Source organism: Pseudomonas sp. DG56-2, from assembly GCF_004803755.1.
Taxonomy (GTDB): domain Bacteria; phylum Pseudomonadota; class Gammaproteobacteria; order Pseudomonadales; family Pseudomonadaceae; genus Aquipseudomonas; species Aquipseudomonas auratipiscis.
Genome location: NZ_CP032311.1, coordinates 972,942 through 996,641, shown reverse-complemented (window position 1 = coordinate 996,641; position 23,700 = coordinate 972,942). Strand labels below are relative to the sequence as shown.

General features: G+C 61.2%; 21 protein-coding genes. 12 read left to right on the top strand and 9 right to left on the bottom strand.

The annotated features are described in order from the left end of the window. Position 1: 1 nt before the first annotated feature. The 8 genes from D3Z90_RS04720 (at position 2) to D3Z90_RS04685 (ending at position 8,930) form a co-directional block, all read left to right on the top strand. Positions 2-1,408 (top strand): alginate O-acetyltransferase, encoded by a 1,407-nt coding sequence (locus D3Z90_RS04720; RefSeq protein ID WP_136474635.1) that lies wholly within the window; start codon positions 2-4, stop codon positions 1,406-1,408. Then, positions 1,405-2,517, top strand: a complete 1,113-nt coding sequence (locus tag D3Z90_RS04715) for a mannuronate-specific alginate lyase (protein WP_136474634.1) — start codon at positions 1,405-1,407, stop codon at positions 2,515-2,517. The genes D3Z90_RS04720 and D3Z90_RS04715 overlap by 4 nt, the downstream gene beginning before the upstream one ends. 171 nt (positions 2,518-2,688) lie before the next feature. Next, positions 2,689-4,146, top strand: coding sequence for an MBOAT family protein (locus tag D3Z90_RS04710; protein ID WP_136474633.1), 1,458 nt, complete (start codon positions 2,689-2,691; stop codon positions 4,144-4,146). A gap of 11 nt (positions 4,147-4,157) precedes the next feature. After that, entirely contained in the window at positions 4,158-5,315 is a 1,158-nt protein-coding gene (locus D3Z90_RS04705; protein WP_136474632.1) for an alginate O-acetyltransferase, read from the top strand. A 12-nt stretch (positions 5,316-5,327) separates the two neighbouring features. Beyond that, positions 5,328-5,975, top strand: coding sequence for an alginate O-acetyltransferase AlgF (locus D3Z90_RS04700; protein ID WP_136474631.1), 648 nt, complete (start codon positions 5,328-5,330; stop codon positions 5,973-5,975). A gap of 33 nt (positions 5,976-6,008) precedes the next feature. Then, positions 6,009-7,460, top strand: a complete 1,452-nt coding sequence (locus tag D3Z90_RS04695) for a mannose-1-phosphate guanylyltransferase/mannose-6-phosphate isomerase (protein WP_136474630.1) — start codon at positions 6,009-6,011, stop codon at positions 7,458-7,460. Positions 7,461-7,574: 114 nt separating this feature from the next. After that, complete coding sequence (locus D3Z90_RS04690; RefSeq protein WP_136474629.1) at positions 7,575-8,039, top strand: multidrug transporter; 465 nt, start codon at positions 7,575-7,577, stop codon at positions 8,037-8,039. 66 nt (positions 8,040-8,105) lie between these two features. Beyond that, positions 8,106-8,930 carry an SDR family oxidoreductase gene (locus D3Z90_RS04685; protein ID WP_136474628.1) on the top strand — a complete coding sequence of 275 codons (825 nt, stop codon included), beginning with the start codon at positions 8,106-8,108 and terminating at the stop codon, positions 8,928-8,930. On the opposite strand, the gene D3Z90_RS04680 is transcribed toward D3Z90_RS04685, so the two are convergent. From D3Z90_RS04680 to D3Z90_RS04665, 4 genes are all read right to left on the bottom strand, one after another. Then, positions 8,914-10,374: an efflux transporter outer membrane subunit gene (locus D3Z90_RS04680; protein WP_136474627.1), complete on the bottom strand. Its 1,461-nt coding sequence runs from the start codon at positions 10,372-10,374 to the stop codon at positions 8,914-8,916. The two genes, D3Z90_RS04685 and D3Z90_RS04680, sit on opposite strands and share 17 nt — an antisense overlap. After that, positions 10,371-11,432 (bottom strand): HlyD family secretion protein, encoded by a 1,062-nt coding sequence (locus tag D3Z90_RS04675; RefSeq protein ID WP_136478879.1) that lies wholly within the window; start codon positions 11,430-11,432, stop codon positions 10,371-10,373. Before D3Z90_RS04675 ends, D3Z90_RS04680 begins: the two co-directional genes overlap by 4 nt. Before the next feature lie 31 nt (positions 11,433-11,463). Then, positions 11,464-13,005, bottom strand: a complete 1,542-nt coding sequence (locus D3Z90_RS04670) for an MFS transporter (RefSeq protein WP_136474626.1) — start codon at positions 13,003-13,005, stop codon at positions 11,464-11,466. 109 nt (positions 13,006-13,114) lie between these two features. Continuing rightward, a complete protein-coding gene (locus D3Z90_RS04665; RefSeq protein ID WP_136474625.1) occupies positions 13,115-14,020 on the bottom strand; it encodes a LysR family transcriptional regulator in 906 nt (301 codons plus the stop codon). Between the two features lie 158 nt (positions 14,021-14,178). On the opposite strand from D3Z90_RS04665, the gene D3Z90_RS04660 reads away from it, so the two are divergent. Beyond that, positions 14,179-14,631 (top strand): universal stress protein, encoded by a 453-nt coding sequence (locus D3Z90_RS04660; protein ID WP_136474624.1) that lies wholly within the window; start codon positions 14,179-14,181, stop codon positions 14,629-14,631. Positions 14,632-14,671: 40 nt separating this feature from the next. Here D3Z90_RS04660 and D3Z90_RS04655 read toward each other — a convergent pair whose 3' ends face one another. From D3Z90_RS04655 to D3Z90_RS04640, 4 genes are read right to left on the bottom strand one after another with little or no spacing between them, the layout of a single operon-like run. Continuing rightward, positions 14,672-15,538: an HlyD family secretion protein gene (locus D3Z90_RS04655; RefSeq protein WP_136474623.1), complete on the bottom strand. Its 867-nt coding sequence runs from the start codon at positions 15,536-15,538 to the stop codon at positions 14,672-14,674. 11 nt (positions 15,539-15,549) lie between these two features. Then, positions 15,550-15,750 (bottom strand): DUF1656 domain-containing protein, encoded by a 201-nt coding sequence (locus tag D3Z90_RS04650; RefSeq protein WP_136474622.1) that lies wholly within the window; start codon positions 15,748-15,750, stop codon positions 15,550-15,552. After that, positions 15,740-17,926 carry an FUSC family protein gene (locus tag D3Z90_RS04645; RefSeq protein ID WP_136474621.1) on the bottom strand — a complete coding sequence of 729 codons (2,187 nt, stop codon included), beginning with the start codon at positions 17,924-17,926 and terminating at the stop codon, positions 15,740-15,742. Before D3Z90_RS04645 ends, D3Z90_RS04650 begins: the two co-directional genes overlap by 11 nt. Continuing rightward, positions 17,923-19,449, bottom strand: coding sequence for an efflux transporter outer membrane subunit (locus tag D3Z90_RS04640; protein ID WP_136474620.1), 1,527 nt, complete (start codon positions 19,447-19,449; stop codon positions 17,923-17,925). The genes D3Z90_RS04645 and D3Z90_RS04640 overlap by 4 nt, the downstream gene beginning before the upstream one ends. Before the next feature lie 186 nt (positions 19,450-19,635). Here D3Z90_RS04640 and D3Z90_RS04635 point away from each other — a divergent pair, with 186 nt between their 5' ends. Both D3Z90_RS04635 and D3Z90_RS04630 read left to right on the top strand, forming a co-directional pair. Then, positions 19,636-20,583 (top strand): LysR family transcriptional regulator, encoded by a 948-nt coding sequence (locus D3Z90_RS04635; RefSeq protein ID WP_136474619.1) that lies wholly within the window; start codon positions 19,636-19,638, stop codon positions 20,581-20,583. Positions 20,584-20,656: 73 nt separating this feature from the next. Next, positions 20,657-21,646: a D-glycerate dehydrogenase gene (locus D3Z90_RS04630; RefSeq protein WP_136474618.1), complete on the top strand. Its 990-nt coding sequence runs from the start codon at positions 20,657-20,659 to the stop codon at positions 21,644-21,646. Between the two features lie 21 nt (positions 21,647-21,667). On the opposite strand, the gene D3Z90_RS04625 is transcribed toward D3Z90_RS04630, so the two are convergent. Further along, the gene (locus D3Z90_RS04625; RefSeq protein ID WP_136474617.1) at positions 21,668-22,570 is read right to left on the bottom strand and encodes a DMT family transporter; all 903 of its coding nucleotides are present in this window, start codon (positions 22,568-22,570) and stop codon (positions 21,668-21,670) included. A gap of 137 nt (positions 22,571-22,707) precedes the next feature. Between D3Z90_RS04625 and D3Z90_RS04620 the strand changes: the two genes are divergently transcribed. Further along, on the top strand, positions 22,708-23,583 hold the full coding sequence (locus D3Z90_RS04620) for an AraC family transcriptional regulator (RefSeq protein WP_136474616.1): 876 nt from the start codon (positions 22,708-22,710) through the stop codon (positions 23,581-23,583). Positions 23,584-23,700 lie beyond the last annotated feature (117 nt).

Genomic DNA, 23,700 nt, shown 5'->3' with positions numbered 1-23,700 from the left:
CATGACCCCACATTTGATCAAACTGCTTGGACTCAGTGCTGCGCTCATGGCGATCAGCAACGGTGCCCATGCAGACGCCGTAACGGCCCCGACCTTCAGCGCCGAGCCGTGCTGCCAGCTGTGCCCCGAGGCACACGATGCCAGCCGTTACACCACCCGCTACCAGCAGAACTTCACCACCCTGGTACAGGCTCAGGGCGACTGGCTGTTCCGTACCCGCGAAGACCTGCGCACCGAGTTCCAGACCACCCCCGCCGGCTACAAACGCCTGCAGCAAGTGCACGATGCGTTCAAGGCACGCGGTATCGAACTGGTCGTGGTTTACCAGCCGACCCGCGGCCTGGTTAACCGCAACATGCTCAATCCAGCAGAAAAAGCCGCGTTCAACTACGAGAAAGCCCTGGGCAACTACCAGGCGATGCTCACGCGCTTCAGCAAGATGGGCTACAACGTGCCCGACTTGTCGCCGCTGACCAACGAACAATTGGCCGCAGCCGACCAGGGCAAGGACTTCTATTTCCGTGGTGACCAGCACTGGACGCCGTATGGCGCCGAGCGCGCCGCGAAGATCGTGGCCGAAACCGTGCACAAGATGCCGGCCTTCGCCGATGTGCCAAAGCGCGAGTTCGAAAGCCACAAGTCCGGGCGCATGGGCAAGACCGGTACCCTGCACAACGTGGCCGGGCAACTGTGCGGCACCAGCTATGCAGTGCAATACATGGACCAGTTCACCACCGAGCCCAAAGGTGAAAGTGGCGGTGACGACCTGTTCGGCGATTCCGGCAACCCGCAGATCACCTTGGTGGGTACCAGCCACAGCGGCAAGAACTACAACTTCTCGGGTTTCCTTGAACAATACATCGGCGCCGACGTGCTCAACGTCGCCTTCCCTGGCGGTGGCCTGGAAGGCTCGATGATTCAGTACCTGGGCAGCGATGACTTCAAGAACCATCCACCGAAGATTCTTGTCTGGGAATTCTCGCCACTGTATCGCCTGGATCAGGAAACCATCTGGCGGCAGATACTCGCACTGCTCGACAACGGTTGCGAAGGCAAGCCGGCGCTGATGCACGCCAATGCCACGCTCAAACCGGGCAACAACGAACTGATGGTCAACGGCAAGGGTGGCGTGATCAAGGATCTGGTCAACGGCCGGCACCAGTTGGACATCAAGTTTGCAGACACCTCGGTAAAGGTCTTGCAGGCCAAGCTCTGGTACCTCAACGGCCGCCATGAAAACGTGAAGATCGAAAAGCCGGAGACGTCCGATACCGATGGCCGTTTTGCCTTCCAACTGCGCGAGGATGAAGACTGGGCCAGTCAGACCTTGCTGGCAGTGGAGGTCCAGGGCCCGGAAAACGGTACGCAGAAGGTCGAAGCCACACTCTGCAAACGGAGCCGCTCATGAACACACACGCCACATTCACCCACGCCCACAAGGGCCGGGCCAAGGTGCTTGCATTAGCACTGATGCTGGTCGGCCCGGCGGTGCAGGCCGCCGGCCTGGTGCCGCCCCAGGGTTACTACGCGGGTATCGAAAAACTCAAGACCGGGCCCAGCGACTACAAATGCGAAGCCATCCCCAAGCCATACACCGAAAAGCTGCAGTTTCGCAGTAAGTACGAAGGCTCGGACAAGGCCCGGGCGACCTTGAACAAAGCCTCGGAAAAAGCCTTCCGCGACTCCACCGCGAGCATTACCACGCTTGAACGCGGGGTCAGCAAGCAGGTGATGCAATACATGCGCGATGGCCGCCCACAGCAACTGGATTGCACGCTCGATTGGTTGAGCACCTGGGCACGTGCCGACGCGCTGATGTCCACCGACTACAACCACACCGGCAAGTCCATGCGCAAATGGGCACTGGGCAGCCTGAGTTCTTCCTGGCTGCAACTGAAATTCTCCAACTCCCAACCCCTGGCCGCCCACCAACAGCAAGCCGAGTTGATCGAAAAGTGGTTCGCACGCCTGGCCGATCAAGTGGTCAAGGACTGGAGCGACTTGCCGCTCGAGAAGATCAACAACCACTCCTACTGGGCCGCCTGGTCGGTCATGGCCACCGCCGTGGCGACCGACCGCCGCGACCTGTTCGACTGGTCGGTGAAGGAGTATCGGGTGGCGGCCAATCAGGTCGATGCCCAAGGCTTCTTGCCCAATGAACTGCACCGCAAGCAGCGCGCCCTGGCCTATCACAACTATGCCCTGCCGCCATTGGCGATGATCGCAAGTTTCGCCCAGGCCAACGGTGTCGATGTCCGCCCGGAAAACAACGCTGCACTCAAACGCCTGGGTGATCGAGTGCTGTCCGGGGTTAAAGACCCGAGCCCGTTCAAGAGCAAGAGCGGTGAGAAACAGGACATGGATGACCTGAAAATCGACAGCAAATACGCCTGGCTCGAACCCTGGTGCAGCCTCTACAGCTGCAATGCCGATGCGCTGAAGAAAAAACACGACATGCAACCGTTCAAAAGTTTCCGCCTTGGCGGTGACCTGACCCGGATCTACGAAAAGAAATAACGCATCACCTGTAGGAGCGGGCTTGCCCCGCGAAGCGCAAAAAATCTTGCTCCGCATCGCGAGGCAAGCCCGCTCCCACAGGGTTGGTCGATTTGGTTTCCCCGGTGATTTTTCACGGGGGGTTTGGGGGGCTGCTGCCCCGATTGTGGATAACGACAAGGAGAGATCGGGATGGTGTTCTCGTCCAACGTGTTTCTGTTCCTGTTCCTGCCGATCTTTCTCGGCTTGTACTACTTGAGCGGGCAACGCTATCGCAACGCACTGCTGCTGCTGGCCAGTTACCTGTTCTACGCCTGGTGGCGGGTGGACTTTCTGGCGCTGTTTGCCGCAGTCACCCTGTGGAATTACTGGATCGGCCTGAAAGTAGGTGCTGCCGGTGTGCGCACCAAACCGGCACAACGCTGGCTGCTGCTCGGGGTAGCCGTCGACCTGTGCATCCTGGGCTACTTCAAGTACGCCAACTTTGGCGTCGACAGCATCAACGAGATCATGACCTCGTTCGGTCTTGAGCCGTTCATCCTCACTCACGTGCTGCTGCCGATCGGTATCTCCTTCTACATTTTCGAGTCGATCAGCTACATCATCGACGTGTACCGCGGCGACACTCCGGCAACGCGCAACCTGATCGACTTTGCCGCGTTCGTGGCAATTTTCCCGCACCTGATCGCGGGTCCCGTCTTACGCTTTCGCGACCTGGCCGACCAGTTCAACCACCGTACCCACACCCTCGACAAGTTCTCCGAAGGCTGTACGCGCTTCATGCAGGGCTTTATCAAGAAGGTCTTCATTGCCGACACCCTGGCGGTGGTCGCCGACCATTGCTTCGCCCTGCAGAACCCGACCACAGGCGATGCCTGGCTCGGTGCCCTGGCCTACACCGCACAGCTTTACTTCGACTTTTCCGGCTACAGCGACATGGCCATCGGCTTGGGCCTGATGATGGGGTTCCGCTTCATGGAGAACTTCAAACAGCCCTACATCAGCCAGTCGATCACCGAGTTCTGGCGGCGCTGGCACATCAGCCTGTCGACCTGGCTGCGCGACTATCTGTACATCACCCTGGGCGGCAACCGCGGCGGCACCTTCGCCACCTATCGCAACCTGTTCCTGACCATGCTCTTGGGCGGCCTGTGGCACGGCGCCAACTTCACCTACATCATCTGGGGTGCCTGGCACGGCATGTGGCTGGCCATCGAGCGGGCCCTGGGCCTGGACACCAACCCGCAGCGATTCAACCCGATCAAATGGGCATTCACCTTCCTCCTGGTGGTGGTCGGCTGGGTGATCTTCCGTGCTGAAAACCTCAACGTGGCCGGGCGTATGTACGGCGCCATGTTCAGCTTCGGTGACTGGCAACTGTCAGAACTCAACCGCGCCAACCTCACCAGCCTGCAAGTGGCAACCCTGCTGCTGGCCTACGCCACCCTGGCGTTCTTTGGCCTACGCGACTTCTACCGCAACGCTAAGCCAACGCCCAAGGCCAGCCCGGTGGCAGTCCATGCCGACGGCAGCCTGAGCCTGGACTGGGGGCTGTACGCCACCCGCGCCCTGGTGCTGCTGCTGTTCGTCGCCTCGATCCTCAAACTCTCGGCACAAAGCTACTCGCCGTTTCTCTACTTCCAGTTCTGAGTGAGCCGACCATGACCCGATCATTACGCAAACTCTACGCCGTGTTGTTTCTCGTCCTGCTCCTGGGCCTTGGGGTGTGGTCACTGGGCGGCCTCAGCAGCTTCCAGCGCACGGCACAAATGAGCGTGCTCGACGGCAAGCTGGCCAAGGCCGCGGAAACCCATTACGACGCGCAATTTCCGCTCAAGCGCATCGGCACCAACCTCTGGGCAGCGCTGGACTTCAAACTGTTCAACGAAGGCCGTCCCGGTGTGGTGCTGGGTCGAGACAACTGGCTGTTCAGCGACGAAGAGTTCAAGCCGGTCGCCAACAGCGACCAGTTCGAACAGGAAAACCTGGCGCTGATTCGCGGCGTGCGCGACACCCTGCAACAGCATGGCGTGCAGTTGGTGCTTGCCATCGTGCCGGCCAAGGCGCGCCTGTACAGCGAGTACATCGGCGAACAGACTCCGGCCAGTCTGCACACCGACCTGTACAACGAGTTTCACGCCCAGGCCCGTCAGGCGGGCGTGTTCGCCCCCGACCTGCTGGCTGCACTGCAAAGCGCGAAAAGCCGGGGCCAGGTGTTTTTGCGCACCGACACCCACTGGACGCCGATGGGTGCCGAAGTTGTCGCCCAGCACCTGGCAGAAGCTGTCAGCCGTCAGAACCTGCTCAATGGCGAGCCGCAGCATTACGTTACCGAACAGCGCCAGAGCGCACCGTACAAAGGTGACCTGACCAACTTCTTGCCGCTCGACCCACTGTTCAGCAACTTGCTGCCACCACCGGACACCCTGCAAGCGCGCAACACTCGCCCGGCCGAAGGCGCAAGCGCGAGCGACGATGCGCTGTTCGCCGACAACGAAATCCCCGTGGCGCTGGTCGGCACCAGCTACAGCGCCAACCCCAACTGGAACTTCCTCGGCGCCCTGCAACAAGCGCTGCGCAGTGACGTGGTCAATTACGCCGAAGACGGCCATGGCCCGCTGCTGCCAATGCTCAAGTACCTGCAGGGCGGCGCCTTCAAGGACAGCGCCCCACAGGTGCTGATCTGGGAGTTCCCGGAACGCTATCTGCCAATGAAGAACGACCTCAGCGATTTCGATCCGCAGTGGATCGCCCAGCTGAAGAAAACCCGTAATGCCAATCAAGACCTGGCCCTGTCGTCCAATCGGACGGAACACTGAGAGGTAACGCACATGACCACCAAGCACCGTATTGCCAAAGCCTTTGCCCTGACCGCCGGTATGAGCCTGCTTTCACTGCAGGCCTGGGCCGGCGCCGATGCCGCCCTCTATGGCCCGAGCGCGCCGAAAGGTTCGACCTTCGTGCGCATCTACAACGCCGACAACCAAGCGGTAAGCGCCAGCGTCGGCAACACCCAGATCAACGATGTGGGCGCGCAGGCCAGTAGCGACTTCAGCTTCATGCCGCAAGGCGACTACAGCGCCAAGCTCGGTAGCCAGAGCCTGCCGGTCAAGCTCGCCTCCGATCATTACTACACCCTGGTCAACAACGCCTCGGGCAAGCCGCAACTGGTCGAGGAACCGCCGTTCAAGAACAAACAGAAATCCCTGGTACGGGTACAGAACCTCAGTGACCAGGCCCTGACCCTGAAAACCGCCGACGGCAAGACCGAAGTGGTCAAGCCGGTGGCCGCCAAGGCCCGTGGCGAGCGCGAGATCAACCCGGTCAAGGTCAGCCTGGCCCTGTATGAAGGCGACAAAAAAGTCAGCGATCTGAAGCCGGTGGCCTTGGAGCGCGGCGAAGCAGCGGTGCTTTACGTCACTGGATCCGGCAGCAACCTGTCGCCGGTCTGGGTCAAGCGCCCGGTATCGACCCGTTAATCAACTGCCTATTTCAATCTTCGGAGAACACTCATGATTCCAGTCATTCTGTCCGGTGGTAGCGGTTCGCGTCTGTGGCCCCTGTCGCGCAAGCAATTTCCTAAACAGTTTTTGGCCCTGACCGGCGAACACACCTTGTTCCAGCAAACCATCGAACGCCTGGTGTTCGAAGGCATGGACGCCCCGATGGTGGTCTGTAACAAGGACCACACTTTTATCGTCCAGGAGCAACTGAGCAGCCTGAAACTGCAAACCCAGGCCATCCTGCTTGAGCCCTTCGGGCGTAACACTGCGCCAGCGGTTGCCCTGGCAGCCATGAAACTGATCAACGAAGGCCGTGACGAGCTGATGCTGGTGCTGCCTGCCGACCACGTGATCGACGATCAGAAAGCCCTGCAACGAGCCCTGGCCCTGGCTACCGTCGCCGCAGAGCGTGGCGAAATGGTGCTGTTCGGCGTGCCGGCAACCAAGCCGGAAACCGGTTACGGCTACATCCGTTCCAGCCAGGACGCACTGCTGCCGGAAGGCGTCAGCCGGGTTGCCCAGTTCGTCGAGAAACCTGACGAAAAACGTGCCAAGGAGTTCGTCCAGGCCGGTGGCTACTTCTGGAACAGCGGCATGTTCCTGTTCCGCGCCAGCCGCTTCCTTGAAGAGCTGAAAAAGCACGACCCGGACATCTACGACACCTGCTTGTTGACGCTGGAGCGCAGCCAGGAAAACGAAGACACTCTGAACATCGATGAGGCCACGTTCGCCTGTTGCCCGGACAACTCCATCGACTATGCCGTGATGGAAAAGACCCAACGCGCCTGTGTTGTACCGCTCAGCGCCGGCTGGAGCGATGTCGGTTGCTGGTCGTCGCTGTGGGATGTGCACGAGAAAGACACCAATGGCAACGTCACCAAAGGTGATGTGGTGGTCCAGGACAGCCACAACTGCATGATCCATGGCAACGGCAAACTGGTTTCGGTGATCGGCCTTGAGAACATCGTGGTGGTCGAGACCAAGGACGCCATGATGATTGCCCACAAGGACAAGGTTCAGGGCGTAAAACAGCTGGTCAACACCCTCAACGAGCAGGGCCGCAGCGAAACCCAGAACCACTGCGAAGTGTATCGCCCGTGGGGCTCCTACGACTCGGTGGACATGGGCGGACGCTTCCAGGTCAAACACATCACGGTCAAGCCTGGTGCCTGCCTGTCGCTGCAAATGCATCACCACCGCGCCGAACACTGGATCGTGGTGTCCGGTACGGCCGAGGTGACCTGTGATGAAAACGTGTTCCTGCTGACCGAGAACCAATCGACCTACATCCCGATCGCCTCGGTCCATCGCCTGCGCAACCCGGGCAAGATCCCGCTGGAAATCATCGAAGTCCAATCGGGCAGCTACCTGGGCGAAGACGACATCGAGCGCTTCGAAGACATCTACGGTCGCTCGACACCTATCGAGCGAGGTATCTCGATCAAGACCATCGCCCAGTAAAATCATGCCCGGCTCCTATCCTTCTCAATAGGGGCCGGGCATGCCGGCGATGCTTTTGAGGGCAAGCATTTTTACGGTTAGGATAAAGGCACACCCGCATTCAAGGCTGTGTCCATGCTTATCGGCGCCCTGCTCGTCCTCACCTGGCTGGTTCTGCTGCTGCGTTACCCCGCCAAAGCCCTGCCCATTTCCGTAGCGGCCGTTTTCGGCCTCGGCCTGGTGGCGCTGTGGGTAGTCTGGCAGGATAACCGCGAAACCCGCCAACTGGCCCGGCTCGAACTGCGCCTGAGCTATGCGCCACAAACCTGCCCGGCCGACCGCCCCCTGCGCGTCGAGATGAAAAACGGCAACGAAGTACCCCTGCAAACTTTGCGCTGGCGGGTCGCCGCTTATGCCCCCGGCGATAGCGTCAACCTCAGCGAAAACACCTACAGCGCACCGCGTTACCGTGGCCCAGGCGCGTTGCAGCCTGGCGCCGAATGGAGCGACTGCCTGCCGCTGCCGGCGTTGCGCCCGGGTTATCGTCCGCAGTCTCTGGAGTTCAGGGCCGAACAACTACGCGGCAGCTTTTCCAACTAGCGTTTCCGTCTGCCAGTGAGCTGGGTATGATCGGGCTCTCTTCTTCTGCGCTGCGAAGGATCGTCCATGCCCATCGTCCTTATCACCGGTTGTTCCAGCGGCATTGGCCGCGCCCTCGCCGAACGTTTCAGAGATGCCGGTTATGAAGTCTGGGCAACGGCACGTAAAGCTGAAGATGTCTCACGTCTGGACGCTGCCGGTTTTACCGGCCGCCAGTTGGACGTCAACGATGCCCAGGCGCTGCAAGGCCTGAGCGAGGAAATTCAGGCGCTGCATGGCGGCCTCGACATGCTTATCAACAACGCAGGTTACGGCGCCATGGGTCCTTTGCTCGATGGTGGCGTCGAAGCCATGCAGCGCCAGTTCGAAACCAACGTCTTTGCCCTGGTTGGCGTCACTCGCGCGCTGTTCCCGGCGCTGCGTCGCAACAAAGGCCTGGTGGTGAACATCGGCAGTGTTTCCGGGGTTCTGGTAACCCCTTTCGCGGGTGCCTACTGCGCGTCAAAAGCTGCGGTACATGCGCTGAGCGACGCCCTGCGCCTGGAGCTGGCGCCCATGGGCATCCGGGTCATGGAAGTGCAGCCAGGCGCGATTGCCACACAGTTTGCCGACAACGCCCAGACTCAGGCCGAGCAGGTGCTGGCAGCCGACTCGCCTTGGTGGCCGCTGCGCGAACAGATCCACGCCCGCGCCCGCGCCTCGCAGGACCGCCCAACTTCAGCAGCAGTGTTCGCCCAGGGCCTGTTGGCGGCCGTGGAAAAACAGCCCACCCCATCGCTGGTACGCCTGGGCAACGGCAGTCATGCCTTGCCGCTGCTGGCCCGCTGGCTGCCGCGTTCGCTGTTGGACAACGTGTTGAAGAAGCGCTTCGGCCTCAATCGTCCGTTGTAACCGCGGCCGTCATCGCCGGGTCGAATGCTTGCCAACCGCCGCCCAAGGCCTTGTACAAACCCACCAGGGCCTGTGACACCGCGGCCGAGCTCTCGACCCACTGCTCCTCGCTGGCCAGCAAGGCGCCCTGAACACTGAGCACATTGAGAAAATCCACCGCGCCTTCGACGTATTGCTGCTGCGCCGTCTGCAAGGCAACACGGTTCTGGCGCACGGCTTCAGCCAGCAGGTCGCGGCGCAGCTGGCTGGCGTTGTACAGCCGCAGGACATCGTCGATCTCATGCCAGGCACGCAACACCACTTGTTGATAGTGCAACGCGGCTTCCTGCTGCTGGGCCTCGCGCAACTTGAGCACGCCACTCAAGCGTCCACCTTCGAATATCGGCAGGCTCAACTGCGGCCCGATGCCGAATCGGCGCGAATCCCAGCCTCCGAAATCGGACAATTGCATCGACTGAAAGCCGACATTGCCCGACAAGCGAATGCTCGGGTAGAAATCAGCCTTGGCCACACCGATGTTGGCAGTGGCGGCATGCAATTGAGCGTTGGCCTGGAGAATATCCGGGCGTCGCTGAGCCAGCTCCGAGGGCACGCCAATCGCAAAGCGCTGCTGCGGCGCCGGCATCTCGGCCGGCGCCTGCAATTGGGCCTGCAAGCTGCGCGGCGGCTCGGCGAGCAACAGGCTCAGGGCATTGATCAATTGCGCCTGGCGCTCCTCCAGTGTTGGCAGGCGCGCCTCGATCGACGCCACCTGAGCGCTGGCCTGGGCAACGTCCAGCGTGGTGGCGACACCATCACGCAAGCGCATTTGCGACAGGCGCAGGCTATGCCGCGAGACCTCGAGGTTTTCCCGGGTGACCTTCAAGTTGCTCTGTACCGCGCGCAATTGAATGTAGTTGCCGGCGGTCTCGGCCAGCAATGACAGCAGCACGCCACGCCGGTCATTCTCGGCGACTTCCACCACGGCATCAGCGGCTTCGACCTGACGGCGTACCCGGCCCCACAGATCCAGCTCCCAGCTGGCGGTCAGGTCACCTTGCCAGAGGTTGAACGCCGACTTTCCGCCTTTGCCCGAGGGATCGCTCAGACCTTGGGCGCTGTTGCGGCCACGGCTGTAACCGGCGTCCAGGTCGACCGCTGGGGTTTGCTCGGAAGCAATGCTGGTACGCAGCGCACGGCTTTGCAGCAATCGCGCGCTGGCGATCTGCAGGTCGAGGTTGCCTTGCGTGGCGCGCTCGATCAGGGCAGTGAGTTTGGCGTCGTGAAAGCTCTCCCACCAGCGTTGCTCCAGCGGCTCGGCCTGAGCCTGGCTCGGCGCTGGCATCTCCTGAAGCGCAGGCCAATGGGCCGGGGCCTTGCCCGAAGGCGCGTGAAAATCGGGGCCTAAGGTACAACCGGCGAGCAGGCTCAGCAGCAATGGGCACAAGGCGAACGCAGGTTTCATCGGGCGCTGACCTCTTCACCGACGGCGAGCTGGGCACCGGTATCAATTTTCGCCACCACCGACATGCCCACGCGCAGGCGCTGCAGCAAAGGTTGGTCGGCATCGAAAACAATCTTCACCGGAATCCGCTGCACCACCTTGGTGAAATTACCGGTGGCATTGTCCGGTTTGACTGCCGCAAAGGTCACCCCGGTGGCAGGCGCGATACTCTCGACATGCCCCTTGAGGTATTGGTCGGCAAAGGTATCGACCAGGATCTGCACCGGTTGCCCAGGCTGCACATGGGTCAGTTGGGTTTCCTGAAAATTGCCGACCACATAGGCATGCTCCAAGGGCACCACCGACAACAGCCGAGCCCCCGGATTGACATAGGCACCGACGCGCACGGCACGCTCGCCAACCATGCCCTCTATGGGGGCGACGATGCGGGTATAGGAAAGATCCAGCTGCGCTCGCTCAAGGCTTGCCCGGGCATGCTTGAGCCCACCCTCGGCGCTGTCGACCTGCGCGGTAAGGATATCCACTTGTTTGCGTGTCGCGGCCAACGCTGCTTGCGAATTGGCCAGGCGGGCACGCGCCTGATCCACTCGACTGCGCGCCTGCTGGGCGTTCTGTACGGTGCCGGCGCCCTGCTCGGCCAGACGGCTGTGACGGGTCAGCTCATGATTGGCAAACGCCAGTTCAGCCTGGTCGGCGCTTACCGCCGCCTGCGCCTGAGCGATCAGGGATGCCTGGCGTTCAAGAGTCGCCCCGGCATTGTGCTGCTGGGCGGTGGACACCAACAGTTGCGCCTGGGCCGCCGCCAGTGCGGCCTGATAATCACGGTCGTCGATCAGCGCCAGCACCTGGCCGGCCTTGACCTGCTGGTTGTCTTCAACCAGCACTTGTTTGATAAAACCCGCCACTTTCGGCGCAACCACGGTGTAATCGGCAGATACATAGGCGTCGTTGGTGCTCTGCTCGGTATCGCGGCCCAACAGCATCGGGCCGACCACACCTGCCAGCCCTGCAACCACCAACGCGGCAACAATCAAGGCGGTTTTTCGATGCGTCGTTATCGTCGTCATATCTTTCTCTCAGAACAGGCGCCTAGGCCACCGCACGCGGTGGGTAGATTCGTGTAGGCACAAAAGGAATCAGCAGGATCAGCGCCGCAGCCAGCACCGCCATGCACAGGTAAAGATCAGCCGAGGTCAGCACCAGCGCCTGTTCGTGAATGCGCTTGGCCAACCCGGGCATCTGGCTGTCGATCAACGGCGAGTTGCCCAGATTGTCGACCAGCGTGTTGGAATGAAAATGTCGGCGAACCGTGGTCAATGCCTCGAGCACGCCGGTCGCCACTACCGAAGCCAGGCCCTTGACGGTGTTGAACCAGGCCGAAGCAAACGGACCGTCCTGCGGGGTCATGCCACCAGTGGCAAGCATCAGCAAGGGCAATACCGCCATGGGTTGGCCAAAAATGTGCAGCATCTGCAGCAGATAGAAATTGTCGCGTATCCACTCACTGGTGAGCTGGCTGCCCAACGCGCTGGACAGTGCCAGCATGCCCAGGCCGGTGGCCAGAACCCAGCGACAGTCCACGGCGCGGATGTTGCACAACGCCGCGGTCAATGGCAGCGCCAGCAGTTGCGGCAAGGCCACCAACAGCATCAACGGAGCGGTCTGTGCCGGACGATAACCCTGGATCTGAGCGAGGTAGCTCGATGGGATGAGAATCGCTGCGGTCAGCACGATCAGCACACCGAACAAGGTGACCAGCGCATGGGTGAGGTTACGGGTCTTGAGCATCTGCAACTTGAAGAACGGCAACGGCTCGGACCATTCGTTGAGCATGAACAGCACCAGCAGCACCAGGCCACCGCCCAACAACCAGCAAATCAACGGCGAGCTGAACCAGCCCATGCGATCGCCCAGGGTGAGGCCGATCACCAGTGAGCAGATCGCCGGCAAACCAAGCAACAAGCCCCGCCAGTCGAACTGCTTGAAGCGCTCCAGGCGTAGCGGATCCTGCGGCAAGCCCCAGGCGACACAAACCATGGCCAATAGAGACGGCAGAATGATCTGCCAGAACGCCCACTGCCATCCGACATACTCGGTCCACAACCCTGCCAACGGCGTGCCCAGGTTCGGCCCGAAAGTGGCGGTCAGGGCATACCCGGCAAGGCCATAAACCTTGATGCCGGGGGGTAAAAAGCGCAGTGCGACACTCATCAGCATCGGCGGCAAGGCGCCCGACCCAAGCCCCTGCAGGGTGCGCAACAGCATCAGGCTGGACAGATTCGGCGCATAGGGTTGCAACAGCCCAAGCAGCGCAAAGGCACCGATCGCACAGAGGGTGAAGCGCCGCAGGGAAAACGTCGCGGCCATCCACGGCGAAAAGGCCATGGCCGACACCGACGCCGCGGCATACACCGCGATCAGCCAGGCCCCCTCATCGGCACCAATGAACATACCGCCACGAATATCGGCAAGTGACGCCTTGGTGACCATTTCGTTGAGGCCGGCACACAACACTGCCAGCAATACACCAAGCAACCCGACCACGATGCGCAGGCCGAATGCGCTCGGCGCGGCGGCTCCAGCCACAGGCGGAGGCGCGACAGCAGGGGGCAACGCAGTCAACGAACTCATTACAGACATCTCCGGGGGAACAAACTACCGGCAGAAGTCTATGAAGCGGCAATGATGACGAAAACTGACATATTGGCAGTTTACGAGTGCAGCAAACGCAATCCGCCGATCACGTCCTTTCGCTGCAGCACGCCTTGAGGGTCTGGCGCAGCCAGCGATGGGCCGGATCGTTGTCAAAGCGTGGGTGCCAGGCCTGCATCACCGTGACCCGCTCCATCGGTAACGGAATGCGGAACGAGCGCAGCGGCAAGCCCAACTTGGTCACGCTGGTGAGGATGTTGGCCGGCATCGGCAGCAACAGGTCGGACTCCGGCAGGGAAAACATTGCCGAGTGAAAACTTGGTGTGATTAGCGCTACATGGCGCTGCACCTTGTAATTGGCCAGCTCCAGATCAATCGGTCCGTTGGCACGCCCCCGGCGGGACACGCTGATTTGCGGATAGGCGGCAAAGCGCTCCGGAGTGATTTCAGCATCGAAGATCGGATGCCCCTCGCGCGCCAGGCCGACATAGATCGTGTTGAACAAGCTCTGCACCTTGATTTCCGGCCCCAGGTCAACGGTCGAGCTGACGATCAGGTCGGTGCGCCCATCACGCAGCACAGCATCGTCGTCACCGCCGCTTTCCGGAACGAAACGCAGCACGGTACGCGGTGCCTGCTCGTGCATGGTACGCAGCAATTGCGCACCGTAGAGCGCAATGAACAAGTCATTGGTGCGAATACTAAACACCCGATCCAGGGTGGCCAGCTCAACTTCCTCGCGGCTGCGAAACACCAACCCGGCCTGCTCGACCAGCGCCCGTACCTGGTCGTGCAGTGCCAGCGCACGCGGCGTCGGCACCAGCCCGCGCCCGGCGCGCACCAGAATCGGGTCACCAATTGCCTCGCGGATACGCCCCAGGGTTCGACTCATGGCCGCAGGACTCAGGTTCATGCGCCGTGCAGCGCCCACCACACTGCCCTCATCGAGCAACGCGTCGAGGGCGACCAACAGGTTCATATCCGGGATCTGCATTGCCAGGCATCCAAAGGCTGGGAAGGCCTCATGTTAACAGCTCGACAGTAGCCTTCGAGTTGCGCTGCACACAACTACACAGTGCATGCCAAGCCATTTATCCGCCCGACCCTATGGCCAACAATGACCGGCTCGCAACTTGCCCCGTGGAGCCCTGCATGCTCAGCCCCGTCCTGATTGCCATTGATGGTTCCAGCGCCTGCCAAGGACTGCTGGAACTGGCCCGACAGTACTGCCAGCCCAACCGCCACCGCCTGCATGTGCTACTGGCCATCGACGGAGCCTTCTCGCTCAGCGATGGCCCTGGGGCGATAAGCTTATACGAGCAACAGGAGTTTCCGGCCGCCACCGAAGAACAGCGCCACGCGGTTGGCGCAGTCCAACGGGCACTGAAAAGTTTGCGCGGCTTTGGCTTCGAAAGTGAAGGCAAGCTGGCTCAGGACGACCCCGTGGCGGCGATCGTCAGCGAAGCCCAGCGGCTCGATTGTGCGTTGATCCTTATGGGCCATCGCCATTTGAATCGACTGGGGCGCTTGCTGGACCCGTCGATCAGCAACAAGGTCATTGATCAAGTGAACTGCCCGGTGCTGGTGGACTCGCGCAAAGCCTGAAGAAATTCCCCCGCCCCTACAGGCTATCGACAGGATTGTTTCAGCCTGGGTCCTGCTGCGGTTTGACCACCACGGTGCAGGTGGTCCCCGCCGCCAGCAGGAAGCCTTCCGGCACTTCATCGATGTGAATCCGCACCGGCACCCGCTGGGCCAGGCGCACCCAGTTGAAGGTTGGGTTGACGTCAGCGATCAGCTCACGGCTTTCGGGGTTATCGCGGTCGTAGATGCCGCGGGAAATACTCTCCACATGGCCCTTGAGCACTTCACCGCTCATCATTTGCAGCTCAGCCTGGTCGCCCACTTTCACATGGGGCAGCTTGGTCTCTTCGAAGAAGCCGTAGACCCAGAACGAATCCTTGTCGACCACCGCCATTTTCGGCTCACCGGTCCGTGCGTAGTCACCGCGATGCACATTGAGGTTGGTGACGTAGCCATCGACTGTGGCGAGAATCGTGGTGCGTTTAAGATCCAGCTCGGCCGCTGCCAGTTGCGCCTGGGCGTGTTGATAATCGGCCAGCGCCGAGTTGGCAATGTTGCTGGCGTCGTCGCGGTTCTCGCGGGAAATCACCAGGTTGTCCATATCGGCACGCCGATGTGCGTTGACCTTGCGCATCTCCCAGGTGGCCTTGCGGGAGGCGACCAGGGCCTGGGCCTGCTTGACCGCCACTTGATAGTGTTCGGGGTCGATCTGCATCAGCACATCGCCCTTCTTCACCAACTGGTTGTCGCGCACCGGTACGTCAACGACATAGCCCGGCACATCGGCGGCCACATTGATGATATCGGCGCGTACCCGCCCGTCACGTGTCCAGGGCGTGTTCATGTAGTGCACCCACAGCTGGCGGCCGATGGCCACGGCAGCAGCCAACACGAGCAAGGTGGCGATCAGGCTGAAAAACTTTTTCATCAACAGGGGTCTCAACGGTAGAGAGTCAGGGCCATGGAACCGAACAGGCAGATAAATAGGCACAGGCGCAGCAGTGCCGGATGCCAGAAGAAGCGATAGCCGTCGTAGCTGGCGATAAACCGATCCAGGCCCCAGGCAAGCCCGGCGGCAAGCACAAACATCAGGGTCATGGTCGGCATATAGACGCCATGGAAGGCGATTTCACGGGGCATGGTGCAGTCCTTGGGCCGGAGCCATTGCGGCCAGCGGCGACTGGGGGTCGAGCAGCGAAGTACGGATGAAATGCAGGTAGCTCTGCACGCGACGCAAAGCCGAGGTGTCAAAGTGCCGGGCAAAGGGTTCGTCGGTGGCCTGCACGCGGCTGATGGCGTGGTCGACGGCGACTAGCGCCCGCTCGTGATTACTCGCGTTCGGTTGCAGGAACAACCGTGCCAGGGCACGCCCCATCACACGGATTGCCAGGCGCCAGGACTGCGACTCGGCGTAGCAAGGATGCACCGGCAAAATGGCCTGTTCCTTGCGCAGCTCGATGATCGCGTGGCCGACTTCCAGCACCAGGAACATCCAGCCCAACAACTTGCTTTGCACCTGCGGCTTGCCCACCGCCAGGCCATAGGCCTGGTGCAGCAGGTCGCGGGTGCGGCTTTCGAAGGCCGAGCCCAGGCCGCGCAGGCGGCCGCTAATGGCAAACAACACCTGGCTGCGCAGATCGAGCTCCAGCCGGCTCCACAGCCAACGGCTGTTCGGCGGCAGGATGATCGCCCCGGCAGCGGCACACACCAACATGCCGATGACCATGGCGATGTAGTCATTGATGAAGTCGTACGGGTTGTACACGGTCAGGTTATTCGGCACTGAGCCGGTGGCAAAGAAGATCAGCAAGCCCAGGCCGACACCGGCATAAGCCGGGCGTGAGGCGAGGAAAGCGCCGAGCACGAACACCGGTGCCAGCACCACGCACAACAATGCAAAGCCATCGATCCAGGGAAACACAAAGAAGGTTTCGAAAAAGCCGATAAAGGCGCCGATCAAGGTTCCGCAAGCCATCTGGAACGACATACGCTTGGGGTTCGGAGACGCGGCCGACAAGCCCACCGTGGCGGCGGCAATCAAGGTCATGATCGCACCACTGGGCCAGGCCGTGAGAATCCAGAAACTGCCCAGCACCAACAGGATGAAGGACGCACGCAGCCCCGCTGCCAGCGACACCATCCAGTCAGTCTGCGCCACATAAGGCTCGTCCCACTGCTCGCGGGCATGGTTGTGTTCGGCCAGCGAGGCATGCGTCAGGGCATAGCTGTGCAGGTCGTCGACAAAGCGGTAGAGCAACTCGTAGGCGGTGTGGAAGTCGAGCAAATCGGACTCGCTCGGCCCCGTCTCGACGTAGGCGGCGCGCATGCTGCGTACCCGCTCCGGCAAGCCTTCCTTGAAGGCCGCCAATTGCTCGGCAAGGCGCGCAGCATCGGCGTTGGTCAGCGCCCGTCCGGCATAGACATCGAGCAGCTCGGTCAACGCCTGCAGGCCCGGCTCAATAGCCGTGGTGATTTGCAGCGGACCGCGCAGACGCAGGCGCTCGAGCAATTGGTGCAGTGCATTGAAACGCGTGGTAATGGCCATGAACTCGCTATTCATGCGCCCCAACCGACCGTTGCGTCGGCGCATGTGCGGGTCTTCGAAGGCGGTGACATTGCGCAGGCTTTCCAGGCCCACGGCCTCGGCGATAAAGCGCACATTGCTGCTTTCGAAACGATCGCGCTGACTGTCACCGCGCAAACCTTCGACGACAAAGCTGGCAAACACACCAAAGCGCTGGTACAGGGCGTTGCGCATTGCCGCGCTGGCCGACTGTGGCAGGATCGCGGCGCTGACCAGTGTCGATACCAATATCCCCAAGGAAATTTCCAGCACCCGCCAAACCGCGGCCATGAACGCTCCGTCGGGGTGTTGTAGCGCCGGCAGGCCGACCATTGCCGCGGTGTAGCCCGCCAGCACAAAGCCGTAGGCGCGGAAGGTTCGATAACGCATCGCGCCCGCCGAGCACAAGCCAACCCACACCGCCAGGCTTGGCAGGAACAGTTCGGTGTTCTGCGGGAACAGCGCGATCAAGGCGACCATCATCGAGGAGCCGGCCAGGGTGCCGAGCAGGCGCCAGAAGCTCTTGGCAAAAACATGCCCACTCTGCGGCTGCATAACGATGAACACGGTGATCATCGCGGTGCGCGGCTGCGGCAGCTCCAGGCGCATGGCCAGCCACAAGGTGAGGAAAGCGGCGCTCAGGACCTTGAAAATATAGACCCAGGTGACCCCGTCGGTGCGCGCCCACTCAAAGAAGCCACGGCGCCATTCAAGGGAGCCCAGCCAGCGAAACGGCAGTGTCAGAGCGCTCATTCGGCAGAGTCCGGCTTGTCGAAGAGCGCTAGGGTCGCCGGGGTTTTCGGCGCCTGTTGTTTATCTTCGCTCGGCACATCGTTGCCGGCGCCCAGGCCACCGCCGAGGGCCGTGACCAACTCGGCGTGCGCAGTCAGGCGAGCAGCCTGGACCTGCTGCTGAATCTGCTGCTGGCGAAACAGCAAGGTTTGCGCATTGAGCACATTGAGGTAATCGGTAAGACCCCGTTGAAAGGCAATCATGGCGATGTCGTAGGTTTTCTGCGCCGAGGCCACCGACTCGGCAGCAAAGTGCTGCTGCTCTTTCATCGACTCGCGACGAATCAACTGATCGGAAACATCCTTGAGCGCCTCGACCACAGTCTGGTTGTAACGCGCCACTGCCATGTCATAACCGGCCGATGCCACACCCAACTGCGAGCGCAGACGACCGCCGTCGAACACCGGCAGGCTGATGGCCGGGCCGACGTTGTAGTTGAACTTGCGCCCGGTGAGAAATTCCAGCGCACCACCGCCTGTGGCCATGAAACCCAAACCACCGACCAGATCGACATTGGGGAAGAAGCCGGCATGGGCGACATCGATACCGCGCGCCTGGGCCGCGACCTGCCAGCGACTGGCGACCACATCTGGACGCTGGCCGACCAACTCGGCGGGCATGGCCGAGGGCAGTTTCAACGCCGCCCCGAGGGACAATTGCGGACGCTGCAATTGCGCGCCCTCCCCTGGACCTTTGCCCGCCAGTGCCGCCAGCTGGTTTCGCGCCAGGGCGATTTCTTCATGCAGGGCATCGAGCTGACGATGGGTTTCCGGCAGCGGCGTCTGCGCCTGGCTGACTTCGAAGTGCGTACCGATACCCCCGGCCAGGCGCCGTTGCGCCAGAGCCAGAATCTGCTCCTGCTGCTCAAGTTCGGCTTTGACAATGTCGTACTGGGCGAAGTGCAGGGACAGTTGGATGTACACCTTGACGATGTTGTTCTGTAGCTCCAGCTGCGCCTGGCGCAACTGCGCGGCACTCATATGGGCCATGTCCACGGCCTGTTCACTGGCATTGCGTTCGCGCCCCCACAGGTCCAGGGCGTAACTGAAGCCCAGCGCGGCATTGTTGTCCCAGGTGTTGGCCCCGGACAGTGCCCCTGGCCCGTAGAACTGGTCTTGCGGCCAATTGTGGCGCTTGAGCGTCGACTCGCCGTTCACTTGCAGTTTTTCGGCAGACTCGACCACGCCAGCCATGGCCTTGGCCTCACGCACACGCGCCGCGGCCATGGCCATGCTCGGGCTGTCGTTTACGGCCAGCGCTATCCAGCGGTCCAGTTGTGGGTCGCCATAGGCGCGCCACCACTGCTGGTCGGGCCAGTGGGCATCGCGGGCGGCCTCGCGGATCGCCTCGTCGGTGGTGAGGGTATTGGCTTGCAGCGTCTTGCTTTGCGGGGCAATGCCCCAAGTTCCGATACAGCCGCTCAAGGTCAAGCTAAGGGCACAGACACTGAGCGCATTCAGCGCTCTGATGATGCGACGCGGCACAGCTGCGAATTCCCGACATAGAAGGTGGATGACGCTTGGAGACGCAATTCTATGGGGCGGCTGTGCTGGCGATAAGCGTGTATTACTGCGAATCTTTGTTACGAAAACAGTGATAATCCGGCTTTAGTCTGAAGACCGGCCCGGCAACTTCATGTCACAATTTGTCGTCTACTTTGAGAGCGACCCATGGACACCCTGCAAAACATGCGTGCTTTTAGCTGTGTAGCCCAAGTCGGCAGCTTTACCGCCGCGGCTGTGCAACTGGATACAACCACCGCCAACGTCTCACGGGCGGTTTCCAATCTTGAAGCCCATCTGCAAACCCGCCTGCTCAACCGCACCACCCGCCGCATCGCCTTGACCGAAGCTGGCAAGCGCTACCTGATGCGCTGCGAACAGATCCTTACGTATGTCGAGGAAGCCGAAGCCGAGGCCAGCGATGCCCATGCCCGTCCGGCAGGGCAATTGAAAGTGCATTCGATGACCGGCGTCGGCCAGCATTTTGTCATCGATGCCATTGCTCGCTACCGCGAAACCCATCCGGACGTCACCTTTGACCTGACCATGGCCAACCGCGTGCCAGACTTGCTCGACGAAGGCTATGACGTCTCCATCGTGTTGGCCAGCGAGCTGCCGGACTCGGGCTTCGTGTCTCAGCGCCTGGGCATCACCTACAGCATCGTCTGCGCCTCGCCCGAGTACGTGAAACGCCACGGCGTGGCGCACAAGCCCGGCGATCTGCTCAATCATGCCTGCCTGCGCATGGTCAGCCCGGTGATTCCCCTGGAGAAGTGGCTGTTCGACGGTCCGGAAGGCCAGGAAGTGGTCAACATTACCCAGGCACCGTTCCAGGTGAACTCGGCCGACGCGATGAAAGCCGCCATCCGCAGTGGCATGGGGGTTGGTGTGTTGCCGATCTACTCGGCCATAGACGGGCTGCGTGACGGATCGCTGGTTCGGGTAATGCCCGACTACCGCCTGCAGGAATTGAACCTGTACGCGATCTACCCATCGCGCCAATACCTGGATGCGAAGATCAAGACCTGGGTCGAGTACCTGCGCAATTCGCTGCCGGAAATCCTTGCAGCCCACGAGGCCGACCTCAAGACTCACGAGTTGCTGATCGCCAACTGAAATCTTGCTGCACAGAGGCGGCGGGGAATGATAGCGTGCTACCCATTCTCCACCGCCAGCAGAGATTTCGCCGATGAAAAAGACCGTCCTTGCCTTCAGCCGTATTACCCCGGCGATGGTCGAACGCCTGCAGCAAGACTTCAACGTAATCGTCCCCAATCCCAAGCTCGGCGACATCAGCGCCCAATTCAACGAAGCCTTGCCCGAGGCCCACGGCCTGATCGGCGTCGGTCGCAAACTCGGTGAAGCGCAACTGGCCAATGCCAGCAAGCTGGAAGTGGTGTCGAGTGTGTCGGTGGGCTATGACAACTACGACCTGAACTACTTCAATCAGCGCGGCCTGGCCCTGACCAATACCCCCGACGTACTCACCGAAAGCACGGCCGACCTGGGCTTTGCCCTGCTCATGGGCTGCGCCCGCCGTATTGCCGAACTGGACGCCTGGACCAAGGCCGGGCACTGGCAGGCCACGGTCGGGCCGGCGCAGTTCGGTAGCGATGTACACGGTAAAACCTTGGGGATCGTGGGCCTCGGCAACATTGGCGCGGCAATTGCCCGGCGTGGACACTTCGGCTTCAACATGCCGATCATCTACAGCGGCAACTCGCGCAAGACGGCATTGGAACAGGAACTCGGCGCCCAGTTTCGCAGCCTTGACGAGCTGTTGGCTGAAGCCGATTTCGTCTGCCTGGTGGTGCCGCTCGGCGCCCAGACCAAGCACCTGATCAGCAGCCGTGAATTGCAATTGATGAAATCCAGCGCGTTTTTGATCAACGTGTCCCGCGGGCCGGTGGTGGATGAAGCGGCTCTGGTCGAAGCCCTGCGCGAGGGCACCATTCGCGGTGCCGGGCTGGACGTCTACGAGAAAGAACCGCTGACTGAATCAGCGCTGTTCCAACTGCCCAACGCCCTGACCCTACCGCACGTCGGCTCCGCCACGGCTGAAACCCGTGAGGCCATGGCCAACCGCGCCATCGACAACCTGCGCAGCGCCTTGCTGGGCGAACGTCCACGGGACCTGGTCAATCCGCAGGTGTGGAAATCATCCCCCAGCAACCCTTAAGCGCTAGGCCCGGGCAATACTTTACCTCAAGGCAACCGCAGCAGCGGTTGTCTTGGGCTTGGGTTTTCTGAACACCAACACGTTCCCCAGCATCACCAACACCAGACCAAACAGGGCCGGTGCCGTCCACTGGTACCCTTCGTAGAACGCCGAGACATTCAACGCCACCAACGGAAACAGCACCGTGCAGTACGCTGCCCGCTCCGGTCCCATGCGCCCGACCAAGGTCAGGTAGGCGGTAAAGCCGATAACCGACCCCGGAATCACCAAGTACATCAACGAGCCGATGTAGCGTGTATTCCACTCCATCTCGAAGGGAATTCCCTTGAGCAGGCAATACACCGCCAACATCCCGGCCCCGTAGAGCATGCCCCAGGCGTTGGTGGTCATCGGCCGCAAGCCGGCTTTCTGTTGCAGGCTCGAGAGCATATTGCCCGCCGAGAAACACAAGGTCCCCAGCAGCGCCAAGCCCAGACCGATCAGGGTTTCGGGACTAGCGGCATGCCCCGACAGCTCCGGCCAGAACAGCAGACCCAGCCCAGCCAAACCCAAGGCGCCGCCACCGAGTACATTGGCCGCGATCTTCTGGCCAAAGAACACCCGCGCGTTAAGGGCATTCCACAAGGTCGCGGTGGAGAACACCACAGCGATCAAGCCGCTGGGAATCCACTGACTGGCCGTCAAAAAACACATGAAGTTAACGCAGAACAGGCAAAAGCCTTGGGCCAGACAAATGCCGTGGCCGCGCCGGCTCATCGGTTGCAAGCGGCGGCTGAGCAGCAAAATGGCAAACAGAATCAGCCCCGCGAGGGCAAACCGATAGACAATCGATACCGGAATCGCGACAACGCCCAATTGAAGTTTCAAGGCGATCCAGGTGGTACCCCAGATCAATACGGTCAACAGGTACAACGACAGGTTCATGACAGCGCTCCTCGCATCCAGGCCTTCAGTCTCAGGCCTCTCCCCGGAGGTGCGCTTGCAGATTCTTGCGCTTTTACCGCGCGTGCTGCTGTCAGTCATTGCACAGCAGCGTAGGATGATGCCCAGAGGTATCGATCATGAACGCGTTGGATCAGCTGCAAGTCTTCAAAGCCATGCACGAATCACCCCATTCCCGCCTGGAACACAGCGCGGACCTCGGTGATGGCCTGGCTGCAGCCCTATGGAACAACCGTCACGACGCCCGCGACTACGAAGCCCCCAGCCACCACACACTGTCTTGCTATATCGCCGACGGCACCGGCACTTTCCGCCGCGATCAGCCCAGCCACAAAGGCGCGCCCGACAAGCTTTGCATCATGCCTGCAGGTTCGGCTTCACATTGGGTGGTGAATGGCTCTATTCGCCTGGCGCACCTGTATATCAGCCAGGAGCAATTCGCCCTCGGCTGCATCAGCCTACTCGACCGCGAACCCCGCGAACTGCAATTGCAGGAAGCCACGTTCCTGGACGATCCCGAGCAAGCCCAGCGCTTTCGCCAATTGATCGCGATGAACTGGGACGAACCCGGCGAACGCTTGCTGACCAGTACCCTGGCCCATGAAATTCTCGATCATGCTGTGCTCAGCCAGGTTGGCCAGCGCCACGGCCTGCGCCTTAAAGGCGGATTGGCCGCGTATCAACGGCGGCACGTAAGCGAATACATCGAAGGCCACCTGGAGCAGCCGCTGAGCCTTGGCGAACTGGCGTCGCAGTGCAATTTGTCCGAATACCACTTCGCGCGGATGTTCCGTGAGAGCTTTGGCCTTCCCCCCCATCAATACCTGCTGGCCCGACGTCTGGCCATGGCCCGGCACCTGCTGCGCTTTGGCGACTTGGCCTTGAGTGAAGTGGCCTTGCAATGCGGCTTTGCCAGCGCCAGCCATTTCAGCAATCGCTTTCGCCAAGCCGTGGGCGCAACACCTGGGGCGTACCGGGCTGCATTCAGACGCTAGGCTTTTGTCTTGAAAGTACCGGCGCAAACCCACTCGACCTATGCAATTTGCCGCGCCCGCGACTTACATCAAGCCTGCACCTTCCGACTGAACAAGTACCTAGTAAAAATGATAGGT

What these genes read in the sequence shown, in the direction of transcription:
- D3Z90_RS04625 (WP_136474617.1), bottom strand. Translation starts at nt 22,570, where the DNA reads ATGAACCTGTCGTTGTACCTGTTGACCGTATTGATCTGGGGTACCACC.
- D3Z90_RS04655 (WP_136474623.1), bottom strand. Translation starts at nt 15,538, where the DNA reads ATGAAAAAGTTTTTCAGCCTGATCGCCACCTTGCTCGTGTTGGCTGCT.
- D3Z90_RS04680 (WP_136474627.1), bottom strand. Translation starts at nt 10,374, where the DNA reads ATGAAACCTGCGTTCGCCTTGTGCCCATTGCTGCTGAGCCTGCTCGCC.
- D3Z90_RS04630 (WP_136474618.1), top strand. Translation starts at nt 20,657, where the DNA reads ATGAAAAAGACCGTCCTTGCCTTCAGCCGTATTACCCCGGCGATGGTC.
- D3Z90_RS04705 (WP_136474632.1), top strand. Translation starts at nt 4,158, where the DNA reads ATGACCCGATCATTACGCAAACTCTACGCCGTGTTGTTTCTCGTCCTG.
- D3Z90_RS04645 (WP_136474621.1), bottom strand. Translation starts at nt 17,926, where the DNA reads ATGAGCGCTCTGACACTGCCGTTTCGCTGGCTGGGCTCCCTTGAATGG.
- D3Z90_RS04620 (WP_136474616.1), top strand. Translation starts at nt 22,708, where the DNA reads ATGAACGCGTTGGATCAGCTGCAAGTCTTCAAAGCCATGCACGAATCA.
- D3Z90_RS04720 (WP_136474635.1), top strand. Translation starts at nt 2, where the DNA reads ATGACCCCACATTTGATCAAACTGCTTGGACTCAGTGCTGCGCTCATG.
- D3Z90_RS04665 (WP_136474625.1), bottom strand. Translation starts at nt 14,020, where the DNA reads ATGCAGATCCCGGATATGAACCTGTTGGTCGCCCTCGACGCGTTGCTC.
- D3Z90_RS04660 (WP_136474624.1), top strand. Translation starts at nt 14,179, where the DNA reads ATGCTCAGCCCCGTCCTGATTGCCATTGATGGTTCCAGCGCCTGCCAA.
- D3Z90_RS04710 (WP_136474633.1), top strand. Translation starts at nt 2,689, where the DNA reads ATGGTGTTCTCGTCCAACGTGTTTCTGTTCCTGTTCCTGCCGATCTTT.
- D3Z90_RS04635 (WP_136474619.1), top strand. Translation starts at nt 19,636, where the DNA reads ATGGACACCCTGCAAAACATGCGTGCTTTTAGCTGTGTAGCCCAAGTC.
- D3Z90_RS04690 (WP_136474629.1), top strand. Translation starts at nt 7,575, where the DNA reads ATGCTTATCGGCGCCCTGCTCGTCCTCACCTGGCTGGTTCTGCTGCTG.
- D3Z90_RS04670 (WP_136474626.1), bottom strand. Translation starts at nt 13,005, where the DNA reads ATGAGTTCGTTGACTGCGTTGCCCCCTGCTGTCGCGCCTCCGCCTGTG.
- D3Z90_RS04700 (WP_136474631.1), top strand. Translation starts at nt 5,328, where the DNA reads ATGACCACCAAGCACCGTATTGCCAAAGCCTTTGCCCTGACCGCCGGT.
- D3Z90_RS04685 (WP_136474628.1), top strand. Translation starts at nt 8,106, where the DNA reads ATGCCCATCGTCCTTATCACCGGTTGTTCCAGCGGCATTGGCCGCGCC.
- D3Z90_RS04650 (WP_136474622.1), bottom strand. Translation starts at nt 15,750, where the DNA reads ATGCCCCGTGAAATCGCCTTCCATGGCGTCTATATGCCGACCATGACC.
- D3Z90_RS04695 (WP_136474630.1), top strand. Translation starts at nt 6,009, where the DNA reads ATGATTCCAGTCATTCTGTCCGGTGGTAGCGGTTCGCGTCTGTGGCCC.
- D3Z90_RS04715 (WP_136474634.1), top strand. Translation starts at nt 1,405, where the DNA reads ATGAACACACACGCCACATTCACCCACGCCCACAAGGGCCGGGCCAAG.